The 20015-nt window shown below is 63.5% G+C and carries 17 protein-coding genes, 6 tRNA genes and 1 pseudogene; 18 read left to right on the forward strand and 6 right to left on the reverse strand.

Features of this window, described 5'->3' with window-relative positions; genetic code table 11:
- Nucleotides 1-31 precede the first annotated feature (31 nt).
- A pseudogene (locus C2U30_RS02035) lies at nt 32-516 on the forward strand (GNAT family N-acetyltransferase).
- A gap of 36 nt (nt 517-552) precedes the next feature.
- Nucleotides 553-990 (forward strand): acetyltransferase, encoded by a 438-nt coding sequence (locus C2U30_RS02040; protein ID WP_069784644.1) that lies wholly within the window; start codon nt 553-555, stop codon nt 988-990.
- 70 nt (nt 991-1060) lie between these two features.
- Here C2U30_RS02040 and C2U30_RS02045 read toward each other — a convergent pair whose 3' ends face one another.
- Together C2U30_RS02045 and C2U30_RS02050 are read right to left on the reverse strand one after the other, a co-directional pair.
- A complete protein-coding gene (locus tag C2U30_RS02045) occupies nt 1061-2461 on the reverse strand; it encodes a DEAD/DEAH box helicase (RefSeq protein WP_103243066.1) in 1401 nt (466 codons plus the stop codon).
- A 196-nt stretch (nt 2462-2657) separates the two neighbouring features.
- Nucleotides 2658-3134: a glutathione peroxidase gene (locus C2U30_RS02050; protein WP_039038588.1), complete on the reverse strand. Its 477-nt coding sequence runs from the start codon at nt 3132-3134 to the stop codon at nt 2658-2660.
- Nucleotides 3135-3343: 209 nt separating this feature from the next.
- Between C2U30_RS02050 and C2U30_RS02055 the strand changes: the two genes are divergently transcribed.
- The 4 genes from C2U30_RS02055 (at nt 3344) to C2U30_RS02070 (ending at nt 6997) form a co-directional block, all read left to right on the forward strand.
- Complete coding sequence (locus C2U30_RS02055) at nt 3344-3952, forward strand: 2OG-Fe(II) oxygenase (RefSeq protein ID WP_041211488.1); 609 nt, start codon at nt 3344-3346, stop codon at nt 3950-3952.
- Between the two features lie 200 nt (nt 3953-4152).
- Nucleotides 4153-5142: a D-alanine--D-alanine ligase gene (locus C2U30_RS02060; RefSeq protein WP_041215087.1), complete on the forward strand. Its 990-nt coding sequence runs from the start codon at nt 4153-4155 to the stop codon at nt 5140-5142.
- 191 nt (nt 5143-5333) lie between these two features.
- The gene (locus C2U30_RS02065; protein WP_103243067.1) at nt 5334-6086 is read left to right on the forward strand and encodes a tRNA-uridine aminocarboxypropyltransferase; all 753 of its coding nucleotides are present in this window, start codon (nt 5334-5336) and stop codon (nt 6084-6086) included.
- 131 nt (nt 6087-6217) lie between these two features.
- On the forward strand, nt 6218-6997 hold the full coding sequence (locus C2U30_RS02070) for a TSUP family transporter (protein WP_010674863.1): 780 nt from the start codon (nt 6218-6220) through the stop codon (nt 6995-6997).
- 52 nt (nt 6998-7049) lie between these two features.
- Here C2U30_RS02070 and C2U30_RS02075 read toward each other — a convergent pair whose 3' ends face one another.
- Together C2U30_RS02075 and C2U30_RS02080 are read right to left on the reverse strand one after the other, a co-directional pair.
- Nucleotides 7050-7982 carry a LysR family transcriptional regulator gene (locus C2U30_RS02075; RefSeq protein WP_103243068.1) on the reverse strand — a complete coding sequence of 311 codons (933 nt, stop codon included), beginning with the start codon at nt 7980-7982 and terminating at the stop codon, nt 7050-7052.
- A 51-nt stretch (nt 7983-8033) separates the two neighbouring features.
- The gene (locus C2U30_RS02080) at nt 8034-8951 is read right to left on the reverse strand and encodes a DMT family transporter (protein ID WP_041215090.1); all 918 of its coding nucleotides are present in this window, start codon (nt 8949-8951) and stop codon (nt 8034-8036) included.
- A 178-nt stretch (nt 8952-9129) separates the two neighbouring features.
- Here C2U30_RS02080 and C2U30_RS02085 point away from each other — a divergent pair, with 178 nt between their 5' ends.
- From C2U30_RS02085 to yjjG, 12 genes are all read left to right on the forward strand, one after another.
- A complete protein-coding gene (locus C2U30_RS02085; RefSeq protein ID WP_103244627.1) occupies nt 9130-10017 on the forward strand; it encodes a helix-turn-helix domain-containing protein in 888 nt (295 codons plus the stop codon).
- A 62-nt stretch (nt 10018-10079) separates the two neighbouring features.
- Complete coding sequence (locus tag C2U30_RS23030; RefSeq protein ID WP_267893005.1) at nt 10080-10202, forward strand: hypothetical protein; 123 nt, start codon at nt 10080-10082, stop codon at nt 10200-10202.
- Nucleotides 10203-10278: 76 nt separating this feature from the next.
- On the forward strand, nt 10279-11913 hold the full coding sequence (locus C2U30_RS02090; protein WP_103243069.1) for an ATP-dependent endonuclease: 1635 nt from the start codon (nt 10279-10281) through the stop codon (nt 11911-11913).
- 112 nt (nt 11914-12025) lie between these two features.
- The gene (locus C2U30_RS02095) at nt 12026-12745 is read left to right on the forward strand and encodes a hypothetical protein (RefSeq protein ID WP_103243070.1); all 720 of its coding nucleotides are present in this window, start codon (nt 12026-12028) and stop codon (nt 12743-12745) included.
- A 237-nt stretch (nt 12746-12982) separates the two neighbouring features.
- Nucleotides 12983-13059, forward strand: a tRNA-Met gene (locus tag C2U30_RS02100).
- A 95-nt stretch (nt 13060-13154) separates the two neighbouring features.
- Nucleotides 13155-13231, forward strand: a tRNA-Met gene (locus C2U30_RS02105).
- A gap of 96 nt (nt 13232-13327) precedes the next feature.
- Nucleotides 13328-13404: transfer RNA gene (locus tag C2U30_RS02110), tRNA-Met, on the forward strand.
- A 96-nt stretch (nt 13405-13500) separates the two neighbouring features.
- Nucleotides 13501-13577 (forward strand) — tRNA-Met (locus tag C2U30_RS02115).
- A 96-nt stretch (nt 13578-13673) separates the two neighbouring features.
- Nucleotides 13674-13750: transfer RNA gene (locus tag C2U30_RS02120), tRNA-Met, on the forward strand.
- Between the two features lie 96 nt (nt 13751-13846).
- Nucleotides 13847-13923: transfer RNA gene (locus C2U30_RS02125), tRNA-Met, on the forward strand.
- 144 nt (nt 13924-14067) lie between these two features.
- On the forward strand, nt 14068-15552 hold the full coding sequence (locus C2U30_RS02130) for a M17 family metallopeptidase (protein ID WP_103243071.1): 1485 nt from the start codon (nt 14068-14070) through the stop codon (nt 15550-15552).
- A gap of 33 nt (nt 15553-15585) precedes the next feature.
- Complete coding sequence (yjjG, locus tag C2U30_RS02135; RefSeq protein ID WP_010674855.1) at nt 15586-16266, forward strand: pyrimidine 5'-nucleotidase; 681 nt, start codon at nt 15586-15588, stop codon at nt 16264-16266.
- A gap of 71 nt (nt 16267-16337) precedes the next feature.
- Here yjjG and C2U30_RS02140 read toward each other — a convergent pair whose 3' ends face one another.
- Together C2U30_RS02140 and pfkA are read right to left on the reverse strand one after the other, a co-directional pair.
- On the reverse strand, nt 16338-17594 hold the full coding sequence (locus C2U30_RS02140; protein ID WP_103243072.1) for an amidohydrolase: 1257 nt from the start codon (nt 17592-17594) through the stop codon (nt 16338-16340).
- 1306 nt (nt 17595-18900) lie between these two features.
- Nucleotides 18901-19872: a 6-phosphofructokinase gene (gene pfkA, locus C2U30_RS02145; protein ID WP_010674852.1), complete on the reverse strand. Its 972-nt coding sequence runs from the start codon at nt 19870-19872 to the stop codon at nt 18901-18903.
- Between the last annotated feature and the right edge of the window lie 143 nt (nt 19873-20015).

The raw sequence follows: 20015 nt of genomic DNA on the forward strand, positions 1-20015 counted from the left end.
GAAAGAGGAGTGGCAGATCAGGTAGGTTGCCATGGTGGTGATCAGAGAGTGCAGGGAGCAGGATCTGGCGGCTTGCTCAGCCTTTACGCCGAGCTCAGACCACGGGATCCCGTGATGCCGCTTTCCATGGCGAGGGAGACGCTCGCGAGCCTGCTGGCCAGGCCCGAGGTGCGGATCATCGTGGCGAAGGTGGGCGGTGAGCTCGCCGCCACCTGCCAGCTCGGGGTGATCCCGACCCTGAGCAACGGCGGCAGGCCCTGTGGCATCATAGAGCACGTGGTAACGGCCTCTGCGTTCCGACGCCAGGGGCTGAGCCAGAAGGTGCTTGAACAGGCGCTCTCCCTGGCCTGGGGGCTGGATGGCTACAAGGTGATGCTGCTCTCGGGGGAAGGGCGCGATGAAGCCCATCGCCTCTATGAGAAGCTGGGCTTCAAGGCGGGCATCGAGAAGGGGTTTGTCATCAAGCAGGCAGAGGCCCAGGGCTGCACCTTGACGAGGTTCGGCCCCGAGGCTTAGCATCGGCGCTTTTGCCATAAATTGAGCCAACAATTCATGAAGATAGAACCAGCACAAACCGGGGATTACCCGGCCCTGATCGCTCTCTGGGAGGCCTCGGTACGCGCTACCCATCACTTCCTGCAAGAGGAGGATATCGCGACCCTCAAGCCTCTCATCCTCGAACACTATTTCGATGCCGTGCGCCTCTATTGCGCCAGGCAGGATGGCGTGATCGTCGGTTTTATCGGGGTGGCTGAGGGCAATATCGAGATGCTATTCATCGCCCCCGAGGCGAGAGGGGGCGGGGTCGGCCGCCAGCTGGTGGACCACGCCATCCGTTGTCTGGGGGCGACTCGCGTGGACGTCAACGAACAGAATGCCCAGGCTGTCGGCTTCTACCAGCACCTGGGCTTCGAGGTGACGGGGCGCTCCCCCCTGGATGGCCAGGGCAAGCCCTATCCGCTGCTGCACATGGCCTTGGCCGCCGGTTAAGGGCGCTAGAGCATAAAAAAACCGCCCGAGGGCGGTTTTTTGTTGTTCAGGAGGTTTGGCTCGCGCCCCCTCACTCCTCGCTGGAGTTGTCCTGATAGTCGCCCCGCTGGGCCTTGGGGAGACGGCGCATAGGGGCGAAACCGATGTCCTCGCCCACCACTTCCCGCTTGCGGGACTTGTTTTGCGCAGGCTGGGCCGGCTTCTTGGCGCCATCACCCTTGCCTTTCCCGGCGGCGGGTTTGCCCTTGGCGTTGGCGTTGGCGTTGGCATGGCCACGGGCGCGGGGCGGGTTTTGCACCGGCTTGCTGCCCGGCAGGGTCTGGCGGCTCGGCTTGCCGCTCGGCTCGTACCCTTCCAGGATCTCCACGGTCAGGGATTGGCCGATCAGCGCCTCGATCTCCTTGAGCTGACCCAGCTCATCCTGGCTCACCAGGGAGATGGCCTCGCCGCCGCGCCCGGCACGGCCGGTGCGGCCGATGCGGTGGATGTAATCCTCCGCCATCTGGGGCAGCTCGAAGTTGATCACGTGGGGCAGCTGATCGATGTCCAGGCCGCGAGCGGCGATGTCGGTGGCAACCAGCACCCGCACCTTGCCTTCACGAAAATCCGCCAGCGCCCGGTTGCGGGCCCCCTGGCTCTTGTCACCGTGGATGGCGACCGTATCCAGGCCATCTTTCTGCATTTGCTGGGCGAGCCTGTCGGCAATCTGCTTGGTGCGCACGAACACCAGCACCCGCTGCCAGTTGCCACGGCCAATCATGTGGGAGAGCATCTCCCGGCGGCGCTCCCGATCGACCTGGATGATGCGCTGGCTTACCTGCTCGGCGGCGGTGTTGCTGGGATCCACCTCGATGAGGGTGGGATCCTTGAGCAGATCGTCCGCCAGTGCCTTGATGTCATTGGAGAAGGTGGCGGAGAAGAGCAGGGTCTGACGCTCCTCCGGCAGGGCCTTCATGATGCGGCGAATGTCGGTGATGAACCCCATGTCGAGCATTCTGTCCGCTTCATCCAGCACCAGTACCTCGAGGGCGCTCAGGGTCAGGGCGCCCTGGGTCAGCAGATCCAGCAGGCGGCCCGGGGTGGCGACCAGGATGTCGACCCCGAGCTTGATGGCGTCCAGGTTCGGCTTGATGCTGACGCCGCCATAGGCGATCAGGGTACGAAACGGCAGGTGGTGGGCATATTTGATGATGCTTTCGCCCACCTGGGCGGCCAGCTCCCGGGTCGGGGTCAGCACCAGGGCTCGCACCTGGCGACGACCGCCACGGCCGTGGTTGGCCAGCAGTCGATGAAGCATGGGCAGGGTGAAACCGGCCGTCTTGCCCGTGCCTGTCTGGGCGCCGCCCAGCACGTCCTGCCCGGCCAGGATGGCGGGAATGGCTTGCTGCTGGATGGGGGTGGGTTGTTCGTAACCCAGCTCCTTGACGGCCCGCAGGATGTGCGGTGACAGACCCAGTTCATTGAATGACATGTTCGAGGGACACTCCGAGCCTTGGGCTCAACGGGTGACGGCAGCCTTGGTCCGTCACGACATGGAAAATAGGGTGGGTCGCCATCGAGGCTGGGCCTGAGCCCGGCAAAGCGACCGTACAAGAGAACAGTGGGCGCGTAATATAGCAGATGCGAGGCGTACGCGCAGCAGCCGTGTCGCGAGCGGCGCACGCCCGTCAGAGCAGTCCCTCGATGGCCTGCACCAGATCCTCCGGTCTGGTCTGGGGGGCGAAGCGGTCCACCACTCGGCCTTCACGGTCAATCAGGAACTTGGTGAAGTTCCACTTGATGGCCTCGCTGCCAAGGAGTCCGGGCTTTTGTTCCTTGAGCCAGCGATAGAGGGGGTGGGCCCCGGCGCCGTTGACCTCGCATTTGGCCATCAGGGGGAAGCTGACAGGGTAGTCGAGAGAGCAGAAGCGGGCGATCTCCTCGGCATCGCCCGGCTCCTGATGGCCAAACTGATCGCAGGGAAAGCCCAGGATCTCGAAGCCTTGGGGGCCGAACTGGCGATAGAGGGCCTCAAGCCCGGTGTATTGGGGGGTAAAACCGCAGCGGCTTGCCACGTTGACCACCAGCACGACACGGCCCTGCAGATCGGCGGTGGACCAGGCCGTGCCATCGAGTCGTTGCAGGGGGATGAGGGGCAGGGGCATGGTTTCTCCTGATGCAAGAGGGGCGACAAGGCGCCCGGGGGACAATCCTTGCACGTTAACGGGCCGAGGGCCGGGGAGCAAGGGGGAGGGCGTCTGTGCCCCCCCAGACTCCTATTGATGGCGGGACTTCTCAAGAGAAGCAATCCGGTTTGTGCCGATGGTCCGAAGTCGCTACAAAGCGCACTCTCTCCCCTCGCTGCGAGCCTATCTTGGACTATCAAGCCGTCATGGATGCCATCTACACCCGGGGTTGGGTGATAGTGGATGATTTTTTAACCGCCGCCGAGGTGGATGCCCTCAAGGCTTGCCTGCCGGACGAGTGGCGACCGGCGGGGATCGGGCGCGAGACCCTGCATCAGGACAACCGCGATATCCGTCGGGATCAGATCCACTGGCTCGACGCCTCCCTCGGCGCGCCGGTGGCCGACTATCTGGCCCGGATGGAGTCCCTGCGTCTGGCCGCCAATCGCAGCCTGATGCTGGGGCTGTTCGACTACGAGGCCCACTTTGCCCGCTACCGTCAGGGGGACTTCTACGCCACCCATCGCGACGCCTTCGCCGGGCGATCCAACCGCCGGCTCACCTCGGTGTTCTACCTGAACAACGACTGGCAGCCAGAGGCGGGGGGAATATTGCGGGTCTATGACGACAGCGAGCAGTTTCTGATGGATGTCTCCCCCCGGGGCGGGCGGCTGGTGCTCTTCCTGTCTGAAGAGTTTCCCCACGAGGTGCTGCCCGCAAGCCGGGAGCGCTACAGCATTGCCGGCTGGTTTCGGGTCAACGGCAATGGCGCCGGGCGGGTCGATCCCCCCCGCTGAGCGCATTTCATCCTGTTTCTGACACAGGAAGAGACTTTTATCTGCCCGGGCAGGGGGAGGTGCGCCCCATCGGCTGACAAGGCTTCCCCTCCCTTGCTACACTGCCCGCACTTATGTTCGTTTCTGGCTTCGTCCGGTTTTCATGCGGTTGGGTTTGACATGGTGATGACGAAGCCGCTTCTCCCAAGGGATCACATCTAATGAAGAACATGCATGTCTTGCTGCTGTGCGGCGGTGGCGGCTCCGAGCACGAAGTCTCGCTGCGCAGCGCCAATTTCCTCGAAAAACAGCTCGGGCTCCTGCCCGGTATCGAAGTGACCCGGGTCGAGATGTTTGCCGACCGCTGGCTCTCCGCCGACGGTCGCGAGTGCAAGCTGGGGCTGGACAAGCTGCTCTCGTTCGACAGCGTGGCCCGTCCGGTGGACTACGTGGTGCCCTGCATCCACGGCTATCCCGGTGAGACCGGCGATCTGCAATCCTTCCTCGAGCTGGCCGGCCTGCCTTATCTGGGTTGTGACGCCGAGGCGAGCAAGGTGTGCTTCAACAAGATCACCACCAAGCTGTGGCTCACCGCCATCGGCATCCCCAATACCCCCTACCTGTTCCTGACCGAGCAAGGCGAGGCGAGCCTGACCGAGGCGAAAGCGGCGCTGGCCAAGTGGGGCAAGGTCTTCATCAAGGCGGCCTCCCAGGGCTCTTCCGTGGGTTGCTACTCCGCCAGCAACGAGGCAGACCTGGTGAAGGGCATTGCCGATGCCTTCGGTTACTCCGAGCAGGTATTGATCGAAAAAGCGGTCAAGCCCCGCGAGCTGGAAGTGGCGGTCTACCAGTATGGTGACGAGCTGGTGGCCACCTATCCGGGGGAGATCTGCGTACCCCAGGACAAGTTCTACACCTATGAAGAGAAGTACAGCAGCGCCAGTCACACCGAGACCGCGCTCAAGGCCGAGGGACTGACTCAGGCGCAGGCTGACGCCATTCACGAGTACGCGCTCAAGGCGTTCCGTCAGCTCAAGCTGACCCACCTGTCGCGCATCGACTTCTTCCTGACCGAAGAGGGGGAGATTTTGCTCAACGAGATCAACACCTTCCCGGGCATGACCTCCATCTCCATGTTCCCGAAACTGCTGGAGCACCACGGCCACAGCTTCGCGCACTATCTGGAGCAGATCCTGCGAAAGGCGGTCTGACGTCGCCAGACCCGGTTGCAACGGATGGTGAGTAGGGGCCTCAGGGCCCCTTTTTTCATGGGGGCGAGGCGGGCAGAACGCGGGGAGGGAAGGGGGCAGGGCGCCGCCTGGCAAGCCTTGCCGCCAGGAGGGCGCGCCGTTACAATCAGCCCCCTTTTGTCCCGCCACAGGCACCGTCAGAGCCGCGTTCCATGAAGCCCATCCCCGATCACGCCGTCAACCGCCTGCGCATCTGGCGCAAGAGCGTCTCGACCCGACCCTTTCTTGCCCGTGGCGGCAGCGTACCACGCTGCGATGCCTGCCAGCTGCGCCACGACTGGTGTGCCTGCGACTGGCGCCCGGCGCTCAAGGCCGAGGCCGGTTTCTGCCTCATGATGTATGACAGCGAGCCCATGAAGCCCTCCAACACCGGGCGCCTCATCGCCGACGTGCTGCCGGATTCCACTTGGGCCTTTCTCTGGTCGCGTACCGAACCCCATCCCGAGCTGCTGGCCCTGCTGGCGGATCCCGCCTGGCAGCCCTACGTGGTCTTTCCCGCCTGCGAAAAAGCGCCCGACCGCCTGACCGGCGAGGTGGTACTGGCTCCCGGCAAGAAGCCGCTGTTCATCCTGCTGGACGGCACCTGGCCCGAGGCGCGCAAGATGTTCAACAAGAGTCCCTATCTGGACGGTTTCCCGGTGCTCGCCATCAAGCCGGACGCGCTCTCTACCTACGGCATGCGCGTCGCCCACAGCGACGAGCACCTGTGCACCGCCGAGGTGGCCGCCTGCGTGCTGGAAGTGGCCGGGGAGCTGCGGGCGGGACAGGCGCTGCAGCTCTGGTTCAATCTCTTTAGCAGCCGCTACATGGCTGGCCGGGTAAGCCGTGCACCCGGTGCTGATGAAGCGCCCCTGCTGGAGGGGCTGGCGGTTATCAAAGCACAGGTCCTCTCGCACGCTGATTGATGAAAATGAGGAATTAGTTGGCTGCCATTGTTTCGTTGGCTTCATGAGCCTGCCCTCGCTAGGATAGCGACCTGTTGACTCCTTCAGGCTCCAGGCCATGCCGGGCGCCGCCAATCACACGAGGTCTATGGATGGAACTGGAACTGCTCACCCTGGTCGCCCTGTTCGGGGTGGCCCTCATCGCCGGCTTTATCGATGCCATCGCCGGGGGCGGGGGACTCTTGACGGTGCCGGCCCTGCTGGCCACCGGCATGCCGCCGGCTCTGGTGCTTGGCACCAACAAGTTGCAGAGCAGTTTCGGTTCCTTCTCCGCCACCTGGTTTTATGCCCGCAAGGGGCTCCTTGAGTGGGCCATCATCTGGCCGGCGGTCATCTGCACCTTCATCGGGGCGGCCATCGGCACTCTGGCGGTGCAGACCATCGATGCCGCGATCCTGGAGCGACTGCTCCCCTTCCTGCTGATGGCGTTTGCCTGCTACTTCTACTTCTCCCCCAGGGTGAGCGATGCGGAGAGCCAGCGCCGCCTCACCCCCATGGCGTTTGCCCTGCTGGTGGGCGGGGGCGTGGGCTTTTATGACGGCTTCTTCGGGCCGGGCACGGGGTCGTTTTTTGCCATCGGTTTCGTGGCCCTGGCGGGCTTTGGCATGGCGCGGGCCACCGCCCACACCAAGCTGCTCAACTTCACCTCCAACATCGCCTCCCTGCTCTTCTTCACCCTGGGGGGCAAGGTGGTGTGGAGCGTGGGGCTGTGCATGGCGCTGGGGCAGTTCATCGGGGCGCGCATGGGCTCCAAGCTGGTACTCAAGAAAGGGGTGAAGCTCATCAAGCCGCTGCTGGTGACCGTCTCCCTGGTGATGTCCGCCAAGCTGGTGTGGAGCCAGTACCCCGAGCTCTTTGCCTGGCTGGGCTGAGCCGATATCCCCCATGACGAGGGCCCGATCGCAGATCGGGCCCTCTTGCGTTTCAGCCCAGTGCCGTCAGTTGCCGGAAATGGGCTTGCAGCGCCTGCACCAGGCGGGCAATGCGATCGCGCTTGAGGCTGTTTGGCCGATAGACAAGGTGGAGCGGGCGGCCCAGTCCCGGCAGGGGGCGTGCCTGTGTCCCCTGCTCACCCACCAGCGCCAGCAGGCCGGCGGGCAGGAGCACGGGGCCAATGCCTGCCTTGGCCAGTTCGATCAGCGCCAGGTAGGAATCGAGCTCCATGGCGGGGATAAGCCCGAGGGCGGCCAGGGGCTCGCGCAGATAGCGGTTGGAGGGGTTCTCCAGATCCATGGTCAGGATCTTGCGCACCTTGCCCTGCATCCCCTGACTCACGTCGCCTTCAGCCAGTTGCTTGCTGGTCACAGTTTCTTGCAAGGCGCCCTGGTGATCCGGCTGCGCTGCCTCATCCAGAGCGTCCCCCACCAGATAGAAGGGCTCCTCCAGCAGCCGTTCGGCACACAGCCCATGGCCAGGCGGCAGGCGGCCGGCGCAGATCCCGAGCAGGGCATCCCCGCCGCGCACCCGGGCCAGAATGACCGGGGTGTGGTGGGTGGAGAGGGCAATGTGGGGATCCCGTTCAAGGTAGGCGTGCATGAAGCGGGCGAGGTAGCCCGCCAGCAGGGTTTCGGAGCAGGCGATGGACAGAGGGGTCTGATCCGTGAGGATCTGGCTGTCCGCCAGCACCCCCTTCATTTCGGCGAGGCTCGGGGCTACCCGGGCGAGCAGCTCACGGGCCTGGGGAGTGAGGCGGATATGACGGCCATCCGGCTCGATGAGCTTCTTGCCAAGGCGGTGCTCCAGCTGGGCGATGCGCTTGCTGACCGCCGACTGACTGATATAGAGGCGGCTTGCAACCTTGGCCATGGTGCCCTCGCTTGCCAGCAGGCAGAGTGTCTCCAGCCCTTCCAGTAACATGCATCCTCCCTCCTCGTGTGTTGGACGCGGTTACCTTAGGGGCTGGTGGCATCAGGGGCAAGTACCGTTTGCGGCCCTTGATAGCGGCCAGCGCCATGCCTTGACGGGGGGCGCGAAGATCACCAGGTTGCCGATGAGGCTCACTACCACGCCGACGATGGAGACCGTCTGCCAGACAAAGCCTTCATAGAAGGTGGAGAGGGTGAGGGCCACCAAGGGGAAGAGCACGGTGGCGTAGGCCGCCTTGCTGGCACCGATGCGCCCCACCAGGGTGAGGTAGGCGGTGAAGGCGATGACGGAGCCGAAGATGGCCAGATAGACCATGGCGGCGAGGTAGCGCGGGTCGGTGGGCAGGGTGAGTGACTGACCGAGTACCGTGACCCAGCCCAGCAGCAGCGCCACGCCGTAGACCATGCCCCAGGGTACCATCTGCAGTACGTGATAGCCCTGGCGCTGTCCCCGGGCGGAGACCAGGTTGCCCAGGGAGAAGCAGAGAGTGCCGGCGCAGGCAAAGAGCAAGCCCTTCCAGCCGTTTGCACCCAGTTGCGCATCCGCCAGCACCGGCCAGAAGAGCAGCAGGGTGCCAAGCAGCCCCAGCAACGATCCTTGCAGCCAGCGCAGGCCCGGTCGTTTACCCTCGAACAGCCAGAGATTGAGGCCGTTGAAGATGCTGGCGCTGGCGAAAATCACCGCCGACAGGCCGCTCGGGATATAGAGGGTGGCGTGGTAGAAACAGAGGAAGTTGGTGGAAAAGAGCAACGCACCGAGCAGGGCAGCATAACGCTGGCCCGCCCAGGGCAGTCGCGGAAACTTGCCGCTCACCGTGAGCAGGGCGAACAGGGCCAGGGCTGCCAGGGCGAAACGATAGAGCACCGAGACCTCGATGGGGATGGGGCCGAGCTGCCAGGCGATGGCAATCCAGGTGCTGCCCCAGATGAGGACGGTGGAAACATAGAGCATCAGATTCATGGTGTGATCCCATCAAGAGAAGATGATGTGATCAGCATGAACCGTGAGGCGGGGTGCCGGCTTGCACCATCTTGCGGTTTTTTCAACGGAGGCGCAGCCTTTGACCATGAGGCGCGATAAGATGGCGACAGGAAAGGGGCGGCAAGTGCCAAAGAGGGAGGCAAGCGTGCAGCATGCCATGCAGCAGACAAGACAGGCGGGGGTCTTTGATGCCCTGGTGAGCACCGGTGCCAGGCTGGAGGACTCCTGCTGGCTGGAGCCCGGGCTCGGGGTGGCGAGCTGGTGCAACCGCTACGATCAGACCCGCTACCACAAGCCGGGCAACCACACCATCAGCGTCTACCTGCAGGGGGGCGAGCAGACCGAGCGGCTGGACGGCCCCGGTGGCCATGGCGGTGCGGGCAAGGTGTGCATCATGCCGGATCACCACAGATCCGAGTGGCTGGTGCGCGAGGAGTTTCGCTTCTTCCATCTCTACTTCACCCCCGCCCACTTCACCCGTATCGCCGAACAGGCGTGCGACAAGGAGGGGCGTCATCTGCAACTGGAAGACAAGACCTTCATCGACGATCCCCAGGCGGCGGCCCTGGTGCAGGGGCAGCTGATGCAGCTGGACTGGCAACACGGCATCGATCGCATGGCGCTCTCCCACGGCGCCTGGATGCTGATGTTGCACGCCTATCGCCACCACACCAGGGAGGCCCCGACCCTGCCCGAGGTGCGGGGTGGTCTCGCGCCCGCCGTGGTGCGCCGGGTGCAGGAGTATCTGATGGCGCATCTGGCCGAGCCGGTGACCCTGGGGGAGCTCGCCCGGGAGGCGGGCCTGAGCGAATACCACTTCGCCCGGATGTTCGGCCAGAGCCTGGGCTGCCCGCCCCACCGCTATCTGCTGGGGCTGCGGCTCAAGCGGGCCAAGCAGTTGCTGGCGGGAAGCGAGCCCCTGGCCAGCATCGCCGCCCAGTGCGGCTTCTCCTCCCAGGCCCACTTCGGCAACCGTTTCCGGGAGGCCTTCGGCCTGAGCCCGGGCCAGTGGCGCGCCCAGCTGTCATTCTCCTGTCACAGATAACCCTGAGACTCTGGGCAAAAGAGGTGTACCCTCTGTCTCTTGTCCATTGAAAGGAATGCCCATTGAATCATCGCAAACGTCAGACCCGCACCCGCCATCTCTGGTTCAGCCACTGGAATGCCCCCCAGGATCGCGCCAGCCTGCCCACACCGCCCGAACCTCTCGTTCCTCACAGTTCCCGCTGAAAACGCCGCAACCCGGTAGGATTTTTCCGGCAACTTTGCCACTATTGCGCCATCAGGATGGACTGGATATGGCCGCATGTTTCTGGAACGCATTGAAGTCAAAGGTTTTCGCGGAATAAATCGCCTCTCGCTCGGGCTGGACAACACCACAGTGCTCATCGGCGAAAACGCCTGGGGCAAGTCCAGTCTGCTGCGCGCCCTCTGGTGCCTGCTGGGGGACGCCGAGCCCTATCAATTTGGCCTGGATGATTTCCATCGGCCCGAAGATCCCGAGCTCGAACCCTCGCGCAACTTGCAACTGGTGCTCACCTTCAGCGAGTACCGCCCCCAGATGTGCCAGCACTCCCGTCGTCTGGCCCGCCTCGGGGCAGCCTGGATCCCCCACAAGGACAAGTTCCACCGGGTGCACTACCGCGCCAGCGCCGAGCTGCAGGACGATGGCACAGTGCTGACCACCCACGACTTTCTTGACGGCATCGGCAAGAGTCTGGCCATCGACAACAACGAGGCGCTGGTGCGCCTGCTCATCACCATGAACCCGGTGTTCCGGCTGCGGGACGCCCGTACCGCCCGGGACGGCATCGAGCGGCTGCCCTGGGGGGATCTGTGCGAGCAGCGGCTGGACGAGCTGGCCGGCAAGCTCACCGACGAGCCCCAGCGCATCGGCGAGCCCGAGCTCAAGGAGGCGCTGCAGGCGGTGCAACAGCTGATGGAGCACTACTTCAGCGCCCTGGCCCCCATCAAGCACAAGCCCCGCAGCCAGCGGGAGATCGTCAACCGTCCCATGACCCTGCGCAATCCCGGCAACCTGCAGGTGCTGCTGCGCAATGCGGACAACCGGGCGCTGCAGCTGGCCATGGCGGGCATGGCGGCCATGCTGCTCCACGCCCGGGGCAACCGGGAGCTGGAGGAGGGGGCCAGGCCCATACTGATGCTGGAAGACCCCGAGAGCCGGCTGCATCCCACCATGCTGGCCCTGGCCTGGGGGCTGCTGGAGCAGTTGCCCGGCCAGAAGCTGCTCACCACCAATTCGGGGGACCTGCTCTCCTCCCTGCCGCTCAATCAGGTGCGCCGCCTGGTGCGCCGCCAGCAGGACATCCTCTGCCACCAGTTGGGAGGGGAGCGCTACAGCAGCGACGATCTGCGCAAGATTGCCTTCCACGTGCGCATCAACAGGCCCATGTCGATGTTCGCCCGCTGCTGGCTGCTGGTGGAGGGGGAGACCGAGATCTGGCTGCTCTCCGAGCTCGCCCAGATCTGCGGCTACAGCCTGCGGGCGGAAGGGGTGCGGATCATCGAGTTCGCCCAGTGCGGTCAGGCCCCCCTCATCAAGGTGGCCCGGGACTTTGGCATAGAGTGGCACCTGCTCACCGACGGTGACGAGGCCGGTGCCAAGTATGCGAGCTCCGCCCGCTCCCTGCTCAAGGGGGAGCGCGAACGGGACCGACTGACCCAGCTGCCGGCGGCGGACATAGAGCACTATCTCTATCACAACGGGTTCGAGGGGGTGTTTCGGCGCGAGGCCGGGGTGGGGGGCCGCTCCACCCTGAACGCCGGACGCATCATCGCCAAGGCCATCCACCACCGCAGCAAGCCCGGCATGGCCCTGGCGGTGGTGGAGGAGGCGGAGCGCCTCGGCAGCGAGCACATCCCCCCCGTGCTCAGGCAGATGTTCGCCCGGGTGGTCGCCCTGGCCCGCGGGCAAAGCTGAGCCCGCGGCGTTGGGAACGGGGAGGAGTTTGGCTATACTCCCCGCCTCTTGTCATTCCTTGTCCTGTGACGGGCGCGCCGGCGCCCGGACTCACACTGTTGCCGGAGACCCTATGTTCGTCCAACTTCCTTTTTGGCTCTTTCCCCTGACCGGTCTGATGGCCCTCGGGGCCCTGATCGCCGTCGGCCTCGTCCTGTGGCGCGGCGATCTCTGCCCGGGCCAGCGTTCGCGGATCACCACCCAGATCTTCTCGGTCTGGGTGATCACCGGGCTCTCCCTGATGCTGGCGATCGAAGCCGGCATCGAGGGCTGGCTGATCTGGAGCGGAGGCGCCGCCCTGATCCTCGGCGTCGTGCTCTCCCTGGCTCAGTCCCGCCTGGAGGGCAAGCGTGCCATCCCCGCCAGCCTGCTGTGGCTGCCCGCCCTGCCGCTCGCCCTCTATGGGGCGGGCCTGCTGCAGATCCAGGGCTGGCTCGGCGGCCTGCTGCAGATGGTGCTGCTGGGATCGGCCTTTGCCCACCTGATGCTGCTGCGGGCCCGCCATCGCCTGCAGGCCTTCAACCTGCTGCTGCCCCTGGCTGGGCTGGTGGCGGCCATGCTGAGCCTCATCTGGCTGGCGGTGCTGGTGGGCTGGCAGGGGAGCGGCGAGGGGCTCGACGCCCTGATCCCCGGGGTCCTGACCCAGGCCGGCCTGCTTGTGGCCGCCCTGCTGCTCTGGTTCAGCCCCCTTTACCGCCAGCAGGAGACGGCCCCCGTGGTGCTCTCCGTGACCCTGTGCGGCCTCATCATCGCCCAGATTGCGGCGACCAGCGTGCTGCACCAACTGGCTTGAGCCCGGTGCCGTCGCGCGGCCCGCACCCCGGGGGGCGGGCTTTTTTTATGGCAAAGAGGCGCCAGACAGGGAGCGTGGAGGGGAGGGTACTGAGGCCCGGAAAATGGTGGGCTGCCTGAAAAAACTGCGATCTGTTGCAAAAGAAAACAGCATGTGACGGTTTAATCCTCGAATAAACTTTTTTTAGGATAATTACTTGCAATCTCAACGTTGGCGCCTATTATGGGCGACCTCGGACGCGGGGTGGAGCAGCTCGGTAGCTCGTCGGGCTCATAACCCGAAGGTCGTCGGTTCAAATCCGGCCCCCGCAACCAACCTTTGTGTTCATGGCAAGGCAAACGCCTGGCGGTGGAGACGAAGACAGCAAGGGGCATCTGCTCAGCCTCTTGTGGTGGCAGTACAATTCGGACGCGGGGTGGAGCAGCTCGGTAGCTCGTCGGGCTCATAACCCGAAGGTCGTCGGTTCAAATCCGGCCCCCGCAACCAACTATTTGTATTCATGGCAAGGCAAACGCCTGGCGGTGGAGACGAAGACAGCAAGGGACAACTGCTCTGTCTCTTGTGGTGGCAATGCAATTCGGACGCGGGGTGGAGCAGCTCGGTAGCTCGTCGGGCTCATAACCCGAAGGTCGTCGGTTCAAATCCGGCCCCCGCAACCAACTATTTGTGTCCATGGCAAGGCAAACGCCTGGCGGTGGAAACGAAGACAGCAAGGGACAACTGCTCAGTCTCTTGTGGTGGCAATACAATTCGGACGCGGGGTGGAGCAGCTCGGTAGCTCGTCGGGCTCATAACCCGAAGGTCGTCGGTTCAAATCCGGCCCCCGCAACCAACTATTTGTATTCATGGCAAGGCAAACGCCTGGCGGTGGAGACGAAGACAGCAAGGGACAACTGCTCTGTCTCTTGTGGTGGCAATGCAATTCGGACGCGGGGTGGAGCAGCTCGGTAGCTCGTCGGGCTCATAACCCGAAGGTCGTCGGTTCAAATCCGGCCCCCGCAACCAACTATTTGTGTCCATGGCAAGGCAAACGCCTGGCGGTGGAAACGAAGACAGCAAGGGACAACTGCTCAGTCTCTTGTGGTGGCAATACAATTCGGACGCGGGGTGGAGCAGCTCGGTAGCTCGTCGGGCTCATAACCCGAAGGTCGTCGGTTCAAATCCGGCCCCCGCAACCAACTTCTGACTGCTTTTCTTCTGCATTACCTCTCTGATTCCCTCCAGCACCTGTTGCTTGCACACAATAATGTGTGTTTTTCCGATCCCTCTCGCCATTTGTTCGGTATCATCCTGCTTTCTGTTCATGGATGAGGCCGCACCCTGTGATGACCCCTTTTAGCTATTCTTCTCCCCAAATCACGATGCAGAACACCTCCCTCGCCGAGGTAATGGCAGGGCCGACTGCCGTCAAACTCCTGCTCATTGCCGACTCAGCGCGCGATACCCTGCTGGCGACGCCTCCCTTTGCCGCCGTGGCAACCCAGATAGCCCTGGGTCAGAAGGCCCCCTATTCCCTCGACGACAGTCAGGGGCTGCAACGGGTGATCTTCATGGATGCCCGCCCGGTCCTGGATCATCGGCTCTACAAGCAGGTGCGCAGCTGGGTGGGCTCGCTGGCGGGCCTCAAGGCGACGCACCTGGCGCTCCATCTGGAGGGCTTTGACGATGAGCATCGCGCCCAACTGGCAAGGGTGGTGCTCGCCTGCCTGCTCGCCGCCGATGTGACCCTGCCGACCCAGAAACGGAGTGAGGCGACAAGACCGGGTTATCAGCAGTTGCAACTTTCCCCCCCTTGCGAGCTGGACATGACCCGCCTGAGCGCAGAAGCCGAAGGCAACGGTCTGGCTCGCCACCTGGCAGTGCTGCCAGCGTCCGAGCTCAATGCCCGTCATTACCGGGCCTATGCCCGGGAGCTGGCGCAGCAGGAGGGGTGGCAGTGGCAGGAGTTTGATGAGACGACCCTGGCACAGATGGGGGCTGGCGCCTTCCTGGCGGTGGCCCGTGGTTCGGCGGACGGTCAGGCCGCCATCGTCAGGCTCAGTTACTGTCCGGCCAACCCGGTGCGCCGCGTCGCGCTGGTGGGCAAGGGGATCTGCCACGACTCCGGTGGCTACAACCTGAAAGTCGGTGGCAGCATGTATGGCATGCACCTGGACATGGGGGGCAGCGCGGTGGCCCTTGGCACGCTGCTGGCCATCAGCCGGGCGAAACTCCCCTTTGAGGTGCACTGCTGGCTCGCCATCGCCGAGAACCACATCGGCCCGCAGGCCTTCCGGCCCGGTGAGGTGGTGACTGCCCTCAACGGCACCACCATCGAAGTGGTGGACACCGACGCCGAGGGGCGCATGGTGCTGGCGGATGCCCTGACCCTGGCGGCTGGGGACAAGCCCGACTTGCTGATCGACTACGCCACCCTGACCGGCGCCTGCAAACGGGCGCTCGGCAGCCGTTACAGCGGCGCCTTCACCAACCGCCCCGAGTGGCTAACCACTCTGATAGCGCTGGGCCAGCAGAGCGGGGAGCGAGTCTGGCCCTTCCCCCTGGACGAGGATTACGATGACAACCTCGATAGCGAGTGGGCCGATCTGTTACAGTGCGCGCCGGGCGCCTCCCCGGATCACATCGATGCCGCCCGTTTTCTCACGCGCTTCGTGCCCGCCGAGCTTCCCTGGTTGCACCTCGACCTGAGTGGTTTTCGCAACAAGGGGGGCAATGGCGTGGTGGGCTGCGAGGTAACCGGCTTTGGTGTCAGGTTGACCCTGACCCTGCTCGACAGCCCTCTGGGGATGGGTGCGCCCGACGCATGACAACGTGGCCAAGCACAATCAATAAGGACAAGCGTGAAACAAGCAAGCTATGACTGGGTGCTGTTCGATCTGGACGAAACCCTGCTCGATTTTCCGGTCGCCAGGGCGCTGGAGCGGACCCTGCAGATCTACGGCGTGGCGCCGACTCCCCCCAAGATGGCGGAGTACCATGCCCTCAACCAGCGGCTCTGGCAGCAGTACAACTCAGGGGAGATTGACGCCACCCACCTGCAGCAGACCCGTTTTTCGCTCTTTGCCGAGCAGGTCAACGTGGCGCCCATGGCGATGAACGAGACCTTCCTGCAGCAGATCATCGCCCTGAGCGTGCCGCTGGAGGGGGTGGAGGAGACCCTGCAGGCCCTGAAGAGCAAGGTCAGAATGGGGATCATCACCAACGGCTTCAGCCTGCCCCAGCGCGGGCGCCTCGACAAACTGGGCTGGAACAGCTGGTTTGAGCCTCTCGTTATCTCTGACGAGGTGCAGGTGACCAAGCCGGCGGCGGCCATCTTCCAGCATGCCCTGGCGCAGATGGGTCAGCCGAGCCCGGCGCGGGTGTTGATGGTGGGGGACAATCCCAAGACCGACATCGCCGGTGCCGCCGCCCAGGGGCTTGCCACCTGCTGGTACAACCCGGGGCGGGAGACTGGCCCGTGCGAGGCGACCCACGAGATCCACCACTTCGCCCATCTCTGCGCGATCGTGCTGGGAGAGTAGGTCCCCTATGCCCGCAAGGGTGTAAAAAAACAAGGCAGCCCATGGGCTGCCTTGTTTGCATCCGGCCTCTGCTAGCGGCCGAGGCGGGCGAGCAGCCAGGCCTCCAGCAAGGCCACTCCGGGGGCCAGAACGGCTTCGTCGAAGTCGAACTCCGGATGATGGTGGGGGGCCGCGAGGTTGGCTCCCAGGATGAAATAGGCGGCTTCGCCGCCGTGCTGCTGTACCCGCTCGATGAGGAAACCGGCATCCTCGCTGGCCCCGAAGCGGCGGGTGTGGATGGTATCAAGGGAGATCCCCTGTGCGAGAGGCACGATTTCCTCGATGAGGGCTGGGCTGTTCTCGATGCCGATCGCTTCCCCCTGTTTGCGGATGTGGTAGGTCGCGCCCTGCATCAGGGCCGCCCCCTCCACAATCTGCTGTACCTGATTGAACATGTAGTCGTTGAGGGCCGGCGTCGCGCCACGGGTCTCCCCCATCAGGCGGGCATGGCCCGGGATGACGTTGCGTCCACTGCCGCCGTTGAGCTGGCCCACGTTGATGCGGGTCATGCCGTCCCGATGGCGGGGAATGCCGAGCATGGCGGTGGTGGCCATGCAGGCCGCCGCCAGGGCATTGTGGCCCGCGTTGGGCTCGAGCCCTGCATGGGCGGCTTGCCCCATGAACTCCACGTCGAATTTGGTTGAACAGAGAAACTCGGTGGGGTTGACCACCAGCTCACCACTGCTCGCGTGAATGCCGATGTGCAGTGCCAGCAGGGCGTCCACATCGTCGAGCTGCCCCCCTGCCGCGAGCGCCTTGCCGCCTCGGCAGCCCTCTTCAGCCGGCTGGAAGAAGAGCTTGATGCGGCCAGTGAGGCGATCGGCGAGGGCCGCGATCCGCTCGGCCAGCACCAGCCCGATGGCGGTGTGACCATCGTGGGCACAGGCGTGCATCCAGCCCGGGTTGGCGGAGTGCCAGCCTCCCTGGCCGGGCAGGTGTGACGCCTCCTGGCTCTCTTCGACCTCCACCGCATCGATATCGAAGCGAAACGCCAGGGTGGGGCCGGGGCGCCCGCTCTCCCAGAGTCCCATCACGCCGGTGAGTGCGTCGATCCGCGTCAGCCACTCCGGATGCGCCCCCTGGTACAGGGCACGGGCCTTCTGGGCCTCGACGTCTATTTCCCGTCCCATGATGAGGGTGCTGGCGAGCAGTTGATCCCCCAGCATGATGGAGAAACCGAGTTCAGTGAGGTGTTGGGCGATGAGAGTGGTGGTGCGAAATTCACACCAGGCGGCTTCGGGGTGACGATGAAGGTCGCGGCGCCAGTGGCGCAAGGCATCCTGAGTCATGGTGGTTCCTGCGTGGCAAATCCAGCGGCCATTGTGACGGGCAGGGGGGCAAGAGTAAATCCCGCAGGGGGAGATGCGACAAGGGGAGCCCGGGCTCCCCTTGAAAGATGGCATGGATGTCGACGAGGTCGTTTTGTGCGCGCAGATCGCACTCAATGATGGCTTGGCATCATCCTTTGCCAGAGCGCGTCAAAAACCCATGTTGCAGTCTGTTTTTTGAACCAACCTCTGGTGCAGAGGTGGCAGATGGCTGATTGACCGACTTAGAGCTGTGCCAGCGACGGCATGGAGACGGCAACCAGAGTGAAAAACACGGTGAAAACGGCGGTAACTACGAACTCTTTCATGATTTTATCTCCCTTGGTTGGCTCATGATGGAACCAAGATACCACAACAGAACGATAAAACAACGAAAAGTGTAATTATGAGGCGAAAATGGTTTGGCGGTGAAATATGGCTGTATTTTTCCAAGTTTAAGGGCGTTTTTTGTCCTGGAAAGGGTTTTATGGTGATGCCAGTGAAAGGGGATGCATATAAAGTCTTTAAATACATTGAGTTATGTTGATTTTGTGACTCTCTCCTTGGAGGTTCCGATTGGCTTCTTTGTGGTGATCTCCATTTTTAGTCAGCAAAATGGCCTGCGGGATGCGCCGATTGGTGTCGCCATAGGGAGGTTGGTGGCTGTCAGCCAGGTTTTGTCATCCCATGTCATGTTTTCTCACGACTTGTGTCCTAACCCCAGTCTGCAAGGCTGTTGCCAGCCAGGGTTATCCGATGAAGGCTCAATTTTCTGCTCATCCCAAACAGGATGGGAGCAAAAAGAGAACGAAAAAACGACAAAAGGGCCGCCAAAGGAGCATGGAAGGGAAGGGGGAAGGCGGGAAAATGGGGGGGCGATCTTCATGGGGCCTTGGGTGGCCGGAAGCCCCGTTTTTCGCTGTTTTCTTGGGGGGACGAGCCACTGGGCCCGCGCGCAGGGGAAGCGGGAGAGATCGTCGGCCTACCCGGGTGGCTATATGGCGCCAGTGTGATGGGATGAAGGACGGGGGAGGCCTGGCGCAGGGCCGTGGCACTGCGGCACCGAGGCCTTTATCCAGACCCGTCGCGAACAAGGTGAGCAAGCAGAAAAGCGGGGGAAAGAAGTAAAGGAGAAGGTCGTGGGATCAGAGGCTCAGGGCCGCCGGGCAAGGGGTAAGACATGGCGACAGTGGCCAGTGGATAGTCGGGCCCCCGCAGAGGGAGGAGGGGGTGAGGAGCCCGCATAAAAAAACCCTCCAGAGGAGGGTTTTTTGTCAGACCACAGCCCTTAGAACAGGGTGGTGGAGAGATCGTACAGCTCCTGGTTGAACGGGCGCTTCAGGTTCTCGATGCAGTCGATGATGTCGTGGTGCACCATCTCGTTGCCCTGAATGCCGACGCAGCGGCCACCCTGGCCCGCCAGCAGTTGCTCGACGGCGAAGGCACCCATGCGGCTGGACATGATACGGTCACGGGCAGTGGGAGAACCGCCACGCTGGATGTGACCCAGGATGGTGGCGCGGGTTTCGCGGCCGGTCATGGCCTCGATGTCTTTCGCCAGGGCGTTCACGTCGGTGACGTGCTCGCAGATGGTGATGATGGCGTGCTTCTTGCCCTTGGCTTCCCCTTCCTTGATCTGTTGCAGCAGCTTCTCCTTGTCGAAGGCCACTTCCGGCACGATCACGTACTCGGCACCACCGGCAACGGCGGCAGACATGGCCAGATCGCCGCAGTGGCGGCCCATGATCTCGACCACGGAGATGCGGTGGTGGGAGCTGCAGGTGTCGCGCAGGCGGTCAATGGCGTCCACGACCACGTTCAGGGCGGTGTCAAAGCCGATGGTGAAGTCGGTACCGGCGATGTCGTTGTCGATGGTGCCCGGCAGGCCGATGCAGGGGAAGCCCTCTTCGGTCAGCTTCTTGGCACCCATGTAGGAGCCGTCACCGCCGATGACCACCAGGGCATCGATGCCGTGTTTCTTCAGGTTTTCGACCGCTTCGGCACGGACTTTCGGATCCTTGAAGGCGGGGAAACGGGCGGAGCCGAGGAATGTACCGCCACGGTTCACGACGTCGGAAACGCTGTGACGCTCGAGCTTGACGATACGGTCCTGGTGCAGACCGAGGTAGCCATCATAGATGCCGTAAACTTCCAGGCCATGATGCAGACCGGCGCGCACCACGGCGCGGATGGCTGCGTTCATACCCGGTGCGTCACCACCACTGGTCAAAACACCAATACGTTTGATTTGTTTGGTCATGAGTGCCTCTGGATCTGAGTTGTCGAAAATCAAGATTCTGAAAAATACGGCTGGCCGCTTTTACTATATCGGCTTTCCTATGGCGAGAGGGTCCATAGGAAAGCGATATGCAAAGAGGGGCGGGGCCCCTCTTTGCTTGGCGC

It is taken from the genome of Aeromonas sp. ASNIH5 (assembly GCF_002902865.1).
GTDB lineage: Bacteria > Pseudomonadota > Gammaproteobacteria > Enterobacterales > Aeromonadaceae > Aeromonas > Aeromonas caviae.